Source organism: Pedococcus sp. P2_D9 (assembly GCF_056404275.1).
The window spans coordinates 122,825-137,178 of the sequence record NZ_JBFUEI010000005.1 but is presented as its reverse complement, the minus strand read 5'-3'; the positions used below and the strand labels follow the sequence as shown (position 1 = coordinate 137,178).

Sequence of the window (14,354 nt, the reverse complement as noted above, 5' to 3'; positions counted from 1 at the left end):
GGGGTCTCCTGCACTCACGTCGTCACCTGGCTCCTGGTGCCCGGTGCCGTGCGCAGGTCACCGAAGCCTTCGCGCCAGCTCGGGTGCGACGGACTCCAGCCGAGCTCGCGCTTCGCCTTGGCGTTGGACGCCCCGCGCAGCTCGGTCATCATCACCGCTCCGATCTCACCGGTGAGCAACCGCCCCACGAAACGAGGCACGCGCATCGGCTCCTTGGCACCCAACGTACGCGCCAGGACCGGCAACCACTCGGCCACCGGCGCGGGCTCGTCGTCGACGACGTTGTAGACCCCCCGACGACCGTGGTTGATCGCCGCGACCGTCGCCTCGGCAGCGTCCTCGATGTGGATGAACGACCACACGCCCGCGCCGTCGCCCACTACGGGGAACTTGCGCCGGCGGACGGCCTCGGTCTGTTCGCCGTCCGGTCCGAGCGAGGTGCCCGGCCCGTAGAAGCCGCCGTAGCGGAGGACGACTCCCTCGGTCCAGGTGGCCGCGAGGACGGCGTCCTCGACGTGGCGGATCGCCGCAACCGTCTCGCGCATCTCCTTGGCCGGGCCCGGTCCGAAGGAGTCCTCCTCGGTCTTCACCAGACTTCCCGTGCGTTCGTATGCCGCGAAGAAGCTCTGCGCGACGAACCGCTTCACGCCGACTGCCTGGCCGGCCGACAGCAGGTGGTCCGTGCCCTCGGTCCGCAGCCGGTTGGTCATCGCGAAGGCGCGGTCGAAGTGCCGCAGGTCCATCGGGCCGATGGAGGTCAGCTGGTGGACGATCACGTCCGGCTGCACCCGGGCCACGGCCTCGGCGACCTGGTCGGCGTCGAGCGCGTCGGCCAGCACCGGGACGGCGCCCAGTTCGCGCACCAGCTGCTGGTGGGAGGCGTGGTGCGTCATGCCGTACACCTCGTGACCCGCCTCGACCAGCCGTGGCACGAGCTGGCGGCCGATGGCTCCGGTGGCTCCTGCGACGAAGACCTTCATCATTCACTCCCTTGTCCCATGAAAACGATCGCTGTACCCATCAAGACAGGACAGCCTTCGGAGCTGTGACAGCTGGTCAGGTGTCCTGGGCGGGAGTGTCCCCATCGCCGCGCAGGCGCTCGTTGTCCCGCAGGAGGTCGGAGTTGCGCGCCCGCAGCCTGCGGTTGCGCGTGGCGAGGTCCGCGTTGTCGTCCTGGAGCTCCAGCACCATGGCCACAGCCGTGAGGGGGATCCCGGACTCGGACAGCTCGCTGACGCGGGCGATCCGGGCGAGGTCGGCGTCGCTGTACCGGCGCGTGCCGCCGGCCGTGCGTTCCGGGCGGACCAGGCCTCTCTCCTCGTACAGGCGCAGCGTCGGGATGGGCACGCCGGCGAGGTCGGCTGCCACAGAGATCGTGTAGACCGGGCGGTCGGAAGGGCCCGTCGCAGCGGTCATACGACCCTCGATCGAGGGCTTGACAAATCCCGTGCCAGAGATTTACAAAATCTACAGAACATGACTGAGATTCTAGTGGATCGAAGTCGGGTTCGGCAGAACAGGACCCTCACAACACTGGAGGTGGTTGAGATGCTCATGCGGACTGACCAGTTCCGCGAGCTGGACCAGCTGGCACAGCAAGTCTTCGGGACGATGGCTCGTCCCACGGTGATGCCGATGGATGCGTGGCGGCAGGGCGACGTGTTCGTCGTGGAGTTCGACCTTCCCGGCGTCGAACCGGACTCGATCGACCTCGACGTGGAGCGCAACGTGCTCACCGTCAAGGCCGAGCGCGGTCGGCTCTCCGACGAAGCCGAGACGATCGCCACCGAGCGGCCGCGCGGCGTGTTCAGCCGACAGCTCTTCCTGGGCGACAGCCTCGATGTCGACCGCGTCGAGGCGGCCTACAGGGACGGCGTGCTCCGGCTGACGATCCCGGTCGCCGAGCAGGCCAAGCCCCGCAAGATCGAGATCAGCTCGGGCGAGCGGCGCCAGCACGCGATCTCCGCCTGAGGTTCCGACCCGCGACGGGTTGTCCCCGCCGACCGCACGGTCGGCGGGGACCCCACTGCGCTCAGCGCTGGGCCCCTCAGCGCTGGGCTCGTCAGCGCTGGGCGACCGATGCGACCGGGCGGCCCGCCGGCAGCACCACGTCGGACCGACGGGGCAGCCACCGCACTGCGGCGGCCGTCGTCGGGTTGGAGCCGTACGCGAGCATGGCCAGGAAGACGCCGTAGACCGGCAGGTGGCCCACCAGCTCGGTCTGGCCGAACAGGATCAGGGTGGCGTTGAACGGCACCATCGCGACCAGCACAGCGACCTGTGGCAGCGCCCCGGACAGCACCAGCAGACCGAACAGCAGCTCGATGCTCCCGGCGATGACGATGAACACGTCAGTGGGCACGTGCAGCCCGACGAGGCTGAACAYGTTGAGCGCCGGATAGTGCTCCAGGGTCTCGCGCGCCATCGTCGGGTTGGTGAACTTCTCGGTGAACGCCAGCGCGATCAGCGCGACACCCACGCCGGCCCGCAGCGCGAGCAGCGCCCACCGCAGCTGGGCGTCGGACAGTGTCGTGGCGCCGTGACGGTTCACCCCCGCCGGGGCGATGACGAGGAAGGCCGCAACGGCCGCGATGTTGGCGCACTCCAGGAGCGCCATCGGCCCGGTCAATGCCGCCATGATCGGCCCGAGCGCCAGGGTCAGCGCGGCTGCCGGACGCTGCTGGAACCCGGTGATCAGCCACATGCCGAGGGCGGACTCGAGCAGCAGGAGGATGCCTCCGCCGGTCGCGTCCAGGTCGTCCACGGCGGGCGTGACGAACGCGCCCGAGGCAGCAAGAGCGAGTAGGGCCACGCCGAGGTGAATCCCGAGCAGCCGCGGCACCCAGGGCACCAGCCGTCCGACACCACGCAGCACGGGCAGCTCGGGGCGGTCGAGACGCAGCGCCACCCTGCGCCACACCACGGTCACCACGACCACCGCGGCCGTCAGCGCCAGCGGCAGGGGCCGCAGGAAGAAGCCCCAGTCGGCGGGCGCCGAGTCCACGAACCAGCGTTCATGGGTGGGAAGGACCATCGCGGGCAGGGCCAGGACGGAGACCATGTGGCAATTCTCCAGGGGACTCGAGGTGGGCCGGGACTCGGGGGTGGCGTGCGCGGTGAGGCGTGGAAGAGGCGCACGTCGCCCGGCCGCCGGGGTGGACGGCATACCGAAAGTACGGTGCGCGACCGCACCACACCCGGGCCCTAGGTCCCGACCTCTCTCGCTGGGCTGCTACCGCATCCGGCGTACGGGCTCCGTCACCCTTCGGCGGGATCCGGCCGTGGATGCGTCCACCTAGCGTCGAGGGGCGCTGCGGCCGACATCCGGCCCGCGCGAGAGATTCCCACGAGGATGAGGAGAACCCGATGAGACTTGCCCGCATCGCTGCTGGTGCAGCGCTGGCCGCCGTCACGGCGCTGCCCGCCGGCTCCGCCTCCGCCGAGGAGCTGGCCCCCCCGGAGATCGCCTGGGTGGGGGACCACGTGGTGGCCAACGGGAGCAACGCCTACATCCAGGCCAAGTTCCGCTGCTTTGGTGGGGAGACCGGAACGCACCTGTGGGCCTCGATCAAGCAGGGCGGCCCCGACCCAACCGCTGAGGGTTCGGGGATGACCTCGGACGCCTGGTACGACACGAACTACCAGTACGCCAACAACCCCGCCGGTCAGACGATCCAGTGCGATGGGAAGTGGCACGTCAACCGGTTCACGGTCAAGCTCGTCGACCACCCGTTCGGCACCGGCTACGTCTCGGGTGAGCTCGCCAAGGGCGCCGCGTGGGTGCAGTTCTGCGTGTTCGACTCCAGCGCGACGGACGACAACTTCCCGACCGGGTTCGCCTACAACTACGGCTGGCGGACCGTCATCGCCCAGCACTGAGACATCCAGAAACAGGCACGCAGGCTGCCGAGGAGGGTACGCCGGGTGGTGACCACCCGGCATACCTGCCTGCGGGCGGGGGAGGGGGCGGGGCAGGGGGCTGGGCGGGGCGTGGGCAGGGGGTGGTCGATTGCGCACGATGCCACGCCGCGGCATACGGTTGAAGCATGGACTACCGATACCTCGGCAACAGCGGACTCAAGATCTCCGAGATCACCTACGGAAACTGGCTCACCCACGGCTCCCAGGTCGAGAACGACGTCGCAGCGCAATGCGTGGCTGCCGCCCTCGACGCGGGCATCAGCACGTTCGACACCGCGGACGTCTACGCCAACACCAAGGCGGAGACCGTCCTCGGCGAGGCGCTGAAGGGTGAGCGACGCGAGAGCCTGGAGATCTTCACGAAGGTCTACTGGCCGACCGGCCCGGGTGGGAAGAACGACACCGGCCTGTCGCGCAAGCACATCATGGAGTCGATCAACGGCTCGCTGCAGCGCCTCCAGACGGATTACGTCGACCTGTACCAGGCGCACCGCTACGACACCGAGACCCCGCTCGAGGAGACGATGCAGGCCTTCGCCGACGTCGTCCGCCAGGGCAAGGCGCTCTACATCGGCGTCAGCGAGTGGACGGCCGACCAGATCCGCGAGGGCGTCGCGCTGTCGAAGGAGCTCGGCTTCCAGCTCATCTCGAGCCAGCCGCAGTACTCGATGCTGTGGCGGGTCATCGAGGGCGAGGTCGTGCCGACGTGCGAGGAGCTCGGCGTCAGCCAGATCGTCTGGAGCCCCATCGCCCAGGGCGTGCTCACCGGGAAGTACCAGCCGGGGCAGCAGCCGCCGGCGGGCTCGCGCGCCGCCGACGAGAAGGGCGGTGCCGACATGATCAAGCGGTTCATGAACGACGACGTCCTCACCCGCGTCCAGGGGCTCAAGCCGATCGCGGACGAAGCCGGCCTGTCGATGGCGCAGCTCGCGGTGGCCTGGGTGCTGCAGAACCCCAACGTCGCGGCCGCGCTGGTCGGGGCATCGCGTCCGGAGCAGGTGCACGAGAACGTCAAGGCTGCCGGTGTGAAGCTCGAGCCGGCCGTCATGAAGCAGATCGACGACGTCCTCGGTGACATCGTGGAGCGCGACCCGGGCAAGACGAAGGAGACCGCGCCGCAGAAGCGCATCGCCTGAGATCCCCTTCGCTACACCATTCGGCCTCCCTCGATCGACGGAGGCGCAACCGCTCGATCGGGGTCACCATCACCTCATGGGTGATGGTGACCGGATCGACGCGGGGACCACCTGGGTGGTGTACGACGGGGCTCCCTTCGTCGACCCTACCGTCGGGCACCAGGGCACGTTCGTCGACGTGTGCCTCTCGCTCAACGAGGCCGAGCTCGTGCACCTGTGCGACTACTGGGAGTGGCGGGCGGACCTCGCGACCCGCGACATCGACCGTTGGTGGTGCTGGACCGTCGTCCGGTTCGGCCGGGGCCTGCTGGCCGGGCGGCGCGAGTCGCGCCCTCGTCCGCACCAGTGGTTCTGAGCAGCGCCCCTCAAGGCCTGGGGTCGCGGTCGGTGGCCGCCTGCCTGGCGATTCGGCTGTCCGTGCGCACGATCGACACGACGAGCGCGGCGCCACCCAGGGCGGCCAGCAGGAAGAACACCATGGCGATGGCGGGATAGCCGAGGATGCGGTTCTCGGTGGGCACCTGCATCATAAGCGCCGCGCCGACCACGAGGGCCGCCATCACGATGCCCATGGTCAGGCGGTTCGCGAGCCGCTGGAGGACGTGCAGGAAGCGGGCCTCGTCGAGGGCGTCCACCCGCAGCGAGAACTTGCCCTCGGCGAGGTTCTCCATGATCGCGTTGGCGCGGCTGGGAAAGTTCGCCGTGAACTCCTTGGCATCGATGGCGGCAGCCATCAGCCCAGACGCCGAGACGTTCAGGCCGCTACCCATGATGTCGGCGACGTTCTCGCGGATGGCCGCGGCGGGTGCGAAGCTCGGGTCGAGGTGCTTGGTCACCTGGTCGAGGTTGAGCAGGGCCTTGGCCACCATGGTCATCTCCGGTGGTGGGCGCAGACCGTGGACGCCCGACAGCCGGCTCAGCTCCATCAGGACGGCACCCGCCTGCACCTGGTCGCCCAGTGACACCGCACGCGACACGAGCGCCGCCACCTCGTCGCGGAACTGCCCCGCGTCATAGCCCTCGAGCGGTTCCCCCATGGAGGCGAGCACCGTTGCCACGTCTTCGCCGTCGGCGTCGCCAATCGCCAGCAGCAGCTTGACGATCTTGTCCTGGACACGCGGCGGGACGTTCGCGACCATGCCGAGGTCGATGAGGCCGAGCCGACCGTCCGGCGTGAGCAGCACGTTGCCCGGGTGCGGGTCAGCGTGCAGGAAGCCGTCCACGAGGATCATCCGCAGGTATGCCGCGAAGAGCTCGCGCACGAGCGGCTCACCGTCGATGTCCAGCATGCCCAGTGGGCCGATGTCGGTGACCTTGCGACCGGGCACGAGGTCCATCGTCAGGACCCGACCGCTGGTGTAGTCGGCCACGGGTTGAGGGACCACCAGCCGGGGGTAGTCCGCAGTGAGCTCGCCCAGGCGTACCAGGTTGGCCGCTTCCCGCTGGTAGTCCAGCTCACCCGCGAGCGAGCGGCGGAAGTGCGTGAGCAGCTGACCGAAGCCGTAGCGACGTCCCAGGTCGGTGTGGTCGTCGGCGAAGGCGGCGATCTTGCCGAGCGCCTCCATGTCGTCGCGCACCACCTCCCGCACTCCTGGGCGTTGCACCTTGACCACGACCTCCCTGCCGCTGGGCAGGACCGCCCGGTGCACCTGACCGAGGGAGGCAGCGGCCAGGGGAGCCTGGTCGAACGAGGCGAACGCATGCCGGATCGAGACACCCAGCTCGTCCTCGATGATCTGCTGGACCTGCTCGTAGGGGAACGGCTCGACCTTGTCCTGCAAGCGGGTCAGCGCCTCGGTGTAGGCCGGCGGCAGCAGGTCGACGCGCGTCGACAGCAGCTGGCCCAGCTTGACGTACGTCGGACCCATGGCCTCGAGGTCGTCGGCAAGGGACTCGGCGGCGGACGTGTCGCCGGCCGGCCGCTCGTCCTCGACGAGGAACTCGTCGAACCCCGCGCCGCTGACCAGGTCCGATCGGCCGTGACGGACGAGCATCCGCGCGAGTGCGGCGTATCGGACTGCGTTGGAAGGGTCGAACGGAGATCTCATGGCGCCATCTTGGCAGGCCGGGCCCCCTGCACTCGCACACGCCATTCCCACAGGTCAGAGCCTCGGCCGGAGAAGCCTGAACCCTCAGCCGGAGAAGCAGGGGCCTGAGCCGACCAGGCGCAGCCCTTCGAGGTCGCCGGCTCCGAATCCGGTCTGGCCTTCCATCGACGCGTACATCAGCTGGCGACGGTCCGTCACGTGCCCCAGGCCGACGAGATGACCGAGCTCGTGCATGACGATGCTGCGCGCGCCGACCCGGCCGCCGGGCTCGTCGAGGATCTGTTCGAACGCGGGGGCGTCCAGCAGCACGGCACCGGTCACGTAGTGCTGGTCGGCCCGGTCGCGGTAGGGCGCCATGACCGGACCCCCGACGCCGACGACCCGGCCGGCCAGCTCGGAGTTGGCGCTGTCGTGGGTCCAGGCGACGAGGACCGGAGCCCACCGGTTCCCGTAGAGCCGCACATCGACACTGCGCCGACGGATGGTCGGCGTCTCGCTGGTGCGACCGTCGACCGTGATGACCAGGCCGGTCGCAGCGCTCACCTGCGCGGCAGCCTCCCTGATCAGCTGGTCGCCGCCCCGGGGGGACTCGGCGCCGTTCACCACGAGGTGGATCGGTCTGCACGGGTCGAACCCGACGGGTCGTCCCGACGTCGTGGTCGCGAGGAACGTGTAGGCGGTCGACGTGGAGCGTTGTCTGGGCGACGGACGCAGACGGGACTTGCCCGCGTCGGAGGGTACGGGTGGGGCCGCGCCGTCTGAGTCAGGCGGCGCGACCGGCGTGATCGGGGACCCCATCGCGATGTCACCGAGCGACGAGCCCCTGCCCTTGCCGAAGGCGTCCGCTCCCGCGCTCCCCGGCAGTAGGCGCGGGATCCCGACGACGGCCAGGGCAGCCAGGAGCAGCGCGACCAACACCTTGGTGGCGGTGCTGGAACCATTGCGTCGCGGTGGTCGCGTCACGCTGTACCCGACCACGCCGTAGTCCGTCTCGTGGTCACCCACGGGGGATGGCGCCGCCACGGCACCGGGCGGAGGCGCGACGCTGGTGGGAGTCTCCGCGCTGGTGGGCCTGCCGGCGCTGGTGGAAGTCTCGCTGGTGGAAGTCTCGCTGGTGCTGAGGTCCGTGCTCGGCACGGCGGATGCACTACGGGTCCGCGGTCGTCCTGCCCGCAGGTCGTCCAGACACCGCAGGCAGAGCAGCTCCCTGGCCGTCGGGTCGAAGCCGGCCTGCATGCCGCGCGACAGCGGCTCACCGCACCCGCAGTGCGCCGACACCTCGAGCCGCCACAGCTCCACCTCGTCGAGCTCCACGCCGTTCCTTCCCACATTCGCCGGGCACCTTCGCCCAGCGCATCCCCCCAGCACATCCGCCCACCACAACTCGGCTTCCATCGTCCTCAACCCCCGCGGCGCCATGTCCTCGACCGCCGTCACACGAGCCGAACGGACTAGGCGCGGGGACTCCCGACGAGAGGTGTGGCAGCGGGTCGCCACGCGGCATACCTCACGTCACGCCTCACCACGCGCCTCACCGCATGCTTCACGAGGCTGGTCCCCACCGATGCCGCCAGTGAATTTTGCCCGCTCCTGTTGCCAGCGGGCCCAAGGCTTGGTCGACTGGACCTCGTGGGTCACGCCCACCCGGGGAGTGGCCCTCGGACGGAGGTTCTCCATGAGCAGTGTGGTCGAAACGGTCCCGGACGACGCAGACGCAGACGCCGGCGACCTGGAAGCAGGCGTGCACGCGGGGGTTGTGGTCCCCGCACCCGTCGAGCAGGTCTGGCAGCACCTGATCAGTGCCGCGGGCACCGAAGCCCTCTTCGGCGAGGGCGCCCGGATCGGCAACAAGGGCGAGCCGTGGCACGCGGCCGACGGGTCGTACGGTGTGGTGCGCAGCTTCCATCCCGTCGAGCAGGTGCGGGTCACTTGGCACCCTCATGAGGACGGGCCGTTGAGCATGCTCGACGTGCAGCTGCGACCTGAGGGGGACGCGACGCGGGTCGAGGTCTTCCACGAAGGTCGCGGCATCGCCGGTGACCCCCGTGCCGACCTGCAGCACTGGGACGACGCACTCGGCCGGCTGGCTGGAGGGGTGACCAGCCAGGGCTGAGCCCTCTGGAGCCGGCGCTGCCGCGGGCTTGGCTCGCCGGATGTCCGCGCTGTGGATGGCTCTGCGCCCGTTGGCGCCTGTTTGCATAGACTCGCGTGCGATCGAGTAGCGGGGGGCTACTGAGGGGAGATCGAGCGTGAGCTCTGTGCGTCCGTATGCCGTGTGCGGCCTTGCCGCCTTGCTGGCCTTAGTGGGGTGCGCGGGTGCGGGAGACGACCCTCCGGCCAGCCGTTCGACGACGTCGAGCGTTTCGCCGACAAGCTCTCCGCCCCTGAGTCCGACAACGACGAGCAGTCCAGCCGACGGCTACCCACCAGCTGCTCGAGCGCAAACCGTCGAGGGCGGCCAAGCGTTCGTGGAGTACTACTACACGACTCTCAACAAGGTTCTCCGCGAGCCCGAGATCGGTGTACTGCCCGGTCTCGCGGTGGATTCGTGTGTCTTCTGCCAGCGAAACGAAAGGCTCGTCGAACAACTCGTGGTCGGCGTCGATCACTACGACACCGACCCAATCCACGTTGTCGACCTTGCACCCATGTCGGGGGCGCCGAAGAATCAGCAGTATTTCAGCGCGACTTCGGTCCAGACCGGGGCTTGGATCGTCGACAAGTCGGGCACGAGGTTGACGAGGGACAAGCAAGTCCGCCAGCCGATCTCCATCGCCCTTGTCTGGGGAGACGGAGTTTGGCGTTTCTTCGGGGCCGATCGCGCATGAGGCGGTGTTCCAAGGTGGCGGCGTTGGCGGGTTTCCTTCTCTGTGTCGGCGTGCCCTCTGCCAACGCCACGGACTGCCCCGCATGTGAGGGCGGCGGAATCGATGGTGGATATACCTCAGCCGGAACCTCGGTCCTTGGGTTGAACCGTTCTGAAATGGCCAAACTGCAGCAGAAGGCCGCCCGAATATCCGTGCCGGGGCTGAAGGGGCCGTTCTTCAAGTACGCGTCGACGGGGCTTTGTGGCGGCGCTCGGCCGGACAACGACACCGACAACGCCTGCGGCGCTGACGCCCGTTGCGAGGCGAACACCCCTGCCCAGGGGCAGGGACCCCCTTTGGCCGTCTGGGAAGCCCGGATCGACAAGGACGGCACGCCGGTCGACGGCCAGGACAAGCCCATCGCCGCTCCTCAATGGCAGAGACTGGGTGTGACCTGCCTGCCCGAGATGGTTCCGGGTGAGCGGCCTCGCCTCACGATGGCCCAGATCACGGCGGCGTTCCATGACACCAACTTTGCGTTGGCAACGGTCAACATCCAGCCCGAAGGCAACGTCACCCTCGTGACGCTGCCGACCTACTTCGAGCTGCGTTGGCCATCGAAGGGCTACCAGCCGGACGAGGTGGACGCCGTCGACCCGGCGCGGATGGCCGGCTTTCGAGTCGACATCCGTCCACGGTTCAAGTCGGTTCGCTACGACTACGGGGACGGTACGAGCGAGCGCACCAACTCCCTCGGCGGCCCCTACCCCGATGGCGACATCCGCCATGAGTACGCCAAGAGCGGCAATTACCGGGTGCGAGCCGACGTCACGTACGCAGGTCAGTACCGGGTCAACGGCGGTGAGTGGATCGTCATCCCCGGCGACGTGACGATCCAGGGCACCCCCGAGACCTTGACCGTGAAGACCGCCAAAGCCCGGCTCGTCACCAACTGACTCGCTCCCGACTTATTGCCAGCAGATCGTCACCGGTCCCCGAATTCAGGGGTCCGGTGACCACCAGGGCGCAACAAGTCCCGGCGCTCCCGACTGGTTGCCAGCAGATCGTCACCGACAACCGATCCCGGGGGTCCCGTGACCACCAGGACGCAACAAGTCCCGGCACTCCCGGACCTGTTGCCGGCAGACGGCAGATCGTCACCGATTCAGGTCCGTTGGGCCTCAGGCGAGGTCGTGCTCCGACGCATACACCCCTGCGGCCGTGCGCGACGTGACCCCGATCTTGGTGAAGATGTTGCTGAGGTGGCGCTGCACCGTCTTCTGGCTGAGGAACAGCGACGACGCGATCTGCGGGTTGCTCTGCCCCCGCGCGACCAGGCGCAGCACCTCCACCTCCCGAGCAGTGAGCCCATCCGGCAGGTCGCGGGCCAGCAGCCGCTCCACCTCGTGCTGGGACGGCCTGGCCCCGAGCTCGACGAACGTCCGCTGCGCCACGGTCAGCTCCGACTGTGCCGAGTCCTCGTCCCCCAGCGCGCGGTAGGCCAGACCGATCCTCACCCTGGCCCGTGCTGCCTCGAACCGACCCCCACGGTCGATCCACACCTTCCAGGCGCGGCGCAGCGGAGCCAGCGCCCCGGCGGCGTCGCCCGCATCGAGCGCGACGAGCCCCACGGCGTACGCGGCACGGGCGGAGAGGCCATCGCACGCGAAGTTGTCAGCGGTCTGCTGCAGCTCCTCGGCGGCCGCACGGGCGGCCTCCTTGTCGCCATCCGCGAGCAGCACCTCGACCGCCGACGGCAACAGCTGCGCGCGGGTGACGGGGTCGTATGCCTCGTTCAACAGGCGTCGAACCGAGGCCGCGGCTGCTGCAGTGCGACCACGGTCCAGCCACAACAGGGACAGGCCCGGTTGAGCCTCGTGCCCATGGGTGCGCGCCAGGGCGAAGGCAGCCTCGGCAGCCGCGTACTCACCTTGGACCCGCTGGATCTCTCCCTGTTCGTACAGCGCCAGCCCGGTCGCCGGCGGCGACCCGTTCGCGGCGTACCGCTCACGCGCGCGGGCCAGCTCGGTCAGCGCCAGCGGGAAGTCCCCGCTTGCCCGCAGGACCTGCGCTCGGTGCACCGCGCACTGCCCGGTGAAGGGCACCAGGTCCGGCTGCGCGTCACACCAGCGCGACAGCACCCCCGTCCACTCGGTGATCCTCCCGTAGTCGGCAACCTCCTGGCAGGCCTCGATCATCAGGCACAGGATCTCGCCGGTGAGGATCGGCGATACCTCCCCGCCGGTGAGGCCCAGCATTGCCTCGTCGAGCAGCGTCAGACCTTCGGGAACGCGTCCCGCATAGAGCAGCAACCGACCACGGCTGGCCAGGCCGAACGTCACGAGATCCGAGTCACCCCAACGCTGCCCGATCTCCAGTAGCTGGGTCGCGACCTCGAGCGCCTCGGCGAATCGACCCGCGTAGACCAGTGGAATCATGTCGTGGATGCGCAGGAAGCCCCGCTCCACGCAGTCGTCGGGCTGGTCGGCCAGCAGGCGGGCTCCCCGGGCCACCCAGCCACCGCCCACCGACGGGTTGCCGTTGGCGCTGAACACATACCCGAGCCAGTGCGCGTCGCGGGCTGCGGCCAGAGAGTCCCCTGCGTCGAGGTGCTGGTGGAACGAGCCCTCCAGGGCAGCGGTGGTGGTGTCGCGGTCACCCACCATGTAGGCGGCCACGGCCAGGAGGCCCAGGTCTGCGGGGGAGAGGTGGCTGGTGTCGAAGGCGCGCAGCCGTTCGTACGCCGTGCCCCAGGCCCGGCGCGCATAGGCCTCGCGGCCCTCGACGACACCTGTGTCGATGCCCATCGCACCCTCCTCCTCGGAGAATACGCGCGCCGTCCTGCCTGAGCCTCCGGCGCGAACGGTGCCCCAGGTCAGGAGGCCACGGACTGGCCCGCAGGGCGGGCGGGGCGTCGGTCCCGCGCGCTCACGGTGCCCGCGCGGTCGGCAATCCGGGTGGCGACGTGCTTGGCGTCCCGCCCCGCGCCGTAGATCAACATCGAGGAGGCGGCGTACTGGAACTGGAGGCCGCAGAAGTACAGCCCCGTAACCCCGTCCGGCACCCCGCGGAGCTCCCGCGGCCACCCGTCCTCGCCGAAGACCGGCAGCTCGACCCAGTCGAACGCCTGCCTGAACCCCGTGCACCACACCACGGTTCGGGCGTCGACCACGCGCCCGTCGTCGAGCAGGGGCAGGCCCTCCCTGGCGCCGACCAGCCGACCGGTCACCCAGTCCACCCCACGCCCGGCAAGGTCCCGCTGCTGGATCCGCAGGCGGGGTCCTCCGTGGCGGAAGTGCTCCTTGGCCTTGCGGCCCAACGGGTTCGACCGGGTCAGCACGTTGCGGAAGACGAAGAGCATCGTCGGGAAGACCACCTTGAACAGGGGCGAGCCGAACGGCACCGGGATCTGGCCCGTGTCCGGTCCCGCCAGCACGGTCTCGTGGGTCGCCGCCACCTCGAAGGCGATGTCGCACCCCGAGTGAGCGGCGCCGACGACCAGCACCTGACCCTCGGGGAGCTGGGACGCGCGGCGGTACTGGCTGGAGTGCAGCTGCCGGATCGACGGATCGAGCTGGTCGGCGAAGCTCGGCACGTGGGGCGTCCGCCCGAAGGTACCGGTGGCCACCACGACGTGGTCGGCGTGGATCTGCCCTCCCGCGGTCGTGACCACGTAGCCGGACGACCCGACCTGCGCGTCGCGGGAGCCGCCCGGTGGGATGGGCAGCGGAGACACCCGCTCCACGCGCGTGCCGAGCCGCACCGGCAGCCGGAAGCGCGCGGCATACGCCTCGAGGTAGTCGGCGAACTCGTCCTTGGTCGGGAAGGCCCACCGCGGCGCGGGGAAGGCCATCCCCGGGAGGCCGTCGGCCCACGCAGGGCTGAACAGCCGCAGGCTGTCCCACTGCTCGCGCCAGCCGTCACCCACCCGCGCGGACGAGTCGAGGACGACGCACGGGCGCCCCATCCGTTGGAGGTGGTGGGCGGTGGCGAGGCCGGCCTGCCCCGCCCCGATGATCACGGTCTCGATGTGTTCGGTGCGCATTGCTCGCTCCCCGGGGGTGTCACTGACGTGGTCGTCACCGACGTTCGGTAGCGCAGGCTCCAGAAGAGCATGAGGGCCGAGGTGACGATGTAGAAGGTGTGCAGCATCCAGATCGGGCCCGGCGGCAGGTGGAAGACGTACAGCGAGTAGACGAGGTTGCCGACGTTGGCCAGGACGAGGTTGCTGCGGCTGTAGGACCTGAGGTCCTTGCTGCGGGCGGCCTTCCCCAGCATGGGCAGCGCGCTGGCCGCGAAGACGACCGTGGCGATGGTGCCCGCTACCAGGGGAAGGGAGCTGTTCATGTCCTCGACGCTAGGGAGCGCGGGCCAGGTCCCTCGTCGGGCGGTACGCCCATTCACCCCACGCGGTCCCTGACCCGATTCACCCACTGACGGGT

The 14,354-nt window shown here is 69.5% G+C and carries 15 protein-coding genes; 7 read left to right on the top strand and 8 right to left on the bottom strand.

The features are described from left to right. Positions 1–14: 14 nt before the first annotated feature. Together AC1DXJ_RS10780 and AC1DXJ_RS10775 are read right to left on the bottom strand one after the other, a co-directional pair. Positions 15–980 (bottom strand): NAD-dependent epimerase/dehydratase family protein, encoded by a 966-nt coding sequence (locus AC1DXJ_RS10780; protein WP_477613368.1) that lies wholly within the window; start codon positions 978–980, stop codon positions 15–17. A 76-nt stretch (positions 981–1,056) separates the two neighbouring features. Beyond that, positions 1,057–1,416 (bottom strand): MerR family transcriptional regulator, encoded by a 360-nt coding sequence (locus AC1DXJ_RS10775; RefSeq protein ID WP_477613367.1) that lies wholly within the window; start codon positions 1,414–1,416, stop codon positions 1,057–1,059. Between the two features lie 132 nt (positions 1,417–1,548). On the opposite strand from AC1DXJ_RS10775, the gene AC1DXJ_RS10770 reads away from it, so the two are divergent. After that, a complete protein-coding gene (locus AC1DXJ_RS10770) occupies positions 1,549–1,971 on the top strand; it encodes an Hsp20/alpha crystallin family protein (protein WP_477613366.1) in 423 nt (140 codons plus the stop codon). 91 nt (positions 1,972–2,062) lie between these two features. Here the strand turns inward: AC1DXJ_RS10770 and AC1DXJ_RS10765 are convergent, their stop codons facing one another. Beyond that, a complete protein-coding gene (locus tag AC1DXJ_RS10765) occupies positions 2,063–3,061 on the bottom strand; it encodes a hypothetical protein (RefSeq protein WP_477636919.1) in 999 nt (332 codons plus the stop codon). 305 nt (positions 3,062–3,366) lie between these two features. Between AC1DXJ_RS10765 and AC1DXJ_RS10760 the strand changes: the two genes are divergently transcribed. From AC1DXJ_RS10760 to AC1DXJ_RS10750, 3 genes are all read left to right on the top strand, one after another. Continuing rightward, entirely contained in the window at positions 3,367–3,879 is a 513-nt protein-coding gene (locus AC1DXJ_RS10760; RefSeq protein WP_477613364.1) for a hypothetical protein, read from the top strand. 167 nt (positions 3,880–4,046) lie between these two features. After that, the gene (locus tag AC1DXJ_RS10755; RefSeq protein ID WP_477613363.1) at positions 4,047–5,057 is read left to right on the top strand and encodes an aldo/keto reductase family protein; all 1,011 of its coding nucleotides are present in this window, start codon (positions 4,047–4,049) and stop codon (positions 5,055–5,057) included. 76 nt (positions 5,058–5,133) lie between these two features. Beyond that, positions 5,134–5,412, top strand: a complete 279-nt coding sequence (locus AC1DXJ_RS10750) for a hypothetical protein (protein ID WP_477613362.1) — start codon at positions 5,134–5,136, stop codon at positions 5,410–5,412. 10 nt (positions 5,413–5,422) lie between these two features. On the opposite strand, the gene AC1DXJ_RS10745 is transcribed toward AC1DXJ_RS10750, so the two are convergent. Then, entirely contained in the window at positions 5,423–7,105 is a 1,683-nt protein-coding gene (locus tag AC1DXJ_RS10745; RefSeq protein ID WP_477613361.1) for an ABC1 kinase family protein, read from the bottom strand. Between the two features lie 84 nt (positions 7,106–7,189). Further along, positions 7,190–8,419, bottom strand: coding sequence for a matrixin family metalloprotease (locus AC1DXJ_RS10740; RefSeq protein ID WP_477613360.1), 1,230 nt, complete (start codon positions 8,417–8,419; stop codon positions 7,190–7,192). Between the two features lie 361 nt (positions 8,420–8,780). On the opposite strand from AC1DXJ_RS10740, the gene AC1DXJ_RS10735 reads away from it, so the two are divergent. The 3 genes from AC1DXJ_RS10735 (at position 8,781) to AC1DXJ_RS10725 (ending at position 10,868) form a co-directional block, all read left to right on the top strand. After that, positions 8,781–9,218 (top strand): SRPBCC family protein, encoded by a 438-nt coding sequence (locus AC1DXJ_RS10735; protein WP_477613359.1) that lies wholly within the window; start codon positions 8,781–8,783, stop codon positions 9,216–9,218. A gap of 355 nt (positions 9,219–9,573) precedes the next feature. Then, on the top strand, positions 9,574–9,933 hold the full coding sequence (locus AC1DXJ_RS10730) for a hypothetical protein (protein ID WP_477613358.1): 360 nt from the start codon (positions 9,574–9,576) through the stop codon (positions 9,931–9,933). 155 nt (positions 9,934–10,088) lie between these two features. Then, positions 10,089–10,868, top strand: a complete 780-nt coding sequence (locus tag AC1DXJ_RS10725; protein ID WP_477613357.1) for a hypothetical protein — start codon at positions 10,089–10,091, stop codon at positions 10,866–10,868. A 225-nt stretch (positions 10,869–11,093) separates the two neighbouring features. On the opposite strand, the gene AC1DXJ_RS10720 is transcribed toward AC1DXJ_RS10725, so the two are convergent. From AC1DXJ_RS10720 to AC1DXJ_RS10710, 3 genes are all read right to left on the bottom strand, one after another. Then, positions 11,094–12,719 carry a LuxR C-terminal-related transcriptional regulator gene (locus AC1DXJ_RS10720; RefSeq protein WP_477613356.1) on the bottom strand — a complete coding sequence of 542 codons (1,626 nt, stop codon included), beginning with the start codon at positions 12,717–12,719 and terminating at the stop codon, positions 11,094–11,096. A 68-nt stretch (positions 12,720–12,787) separates the two neighbouring features. Then, a complete protein-coding gene (locus AC1DXJ_RS10715) occupies positions 12,788–13,957 on the bottom strand; it encodes a flavin-containing monooxygenase (RefSeq protein WP_477613355.1) in 1,170 nt (389 codons plus the stop codon). After that, positions 13,930–14,259 carry a hypothetical protein gene (locus tag AC1DXJ_RS10710; RefSeq protein WP_477613354.1) on the bottom strand — a complete coding sequence of 110 codons (330 nt, stop codon included), beginning with the start codon at positions 14,257–14,259 and terminating at the stop codon, positions 13,930–13,932. The genes AC1DXJ_RS10715 and AC1DXJ_RS10710 overlap by 28 nt, the downstream gene beginning before the upstream one ends. Positions 14,260–14,354 lie beyond the last annotated feature (95 nt).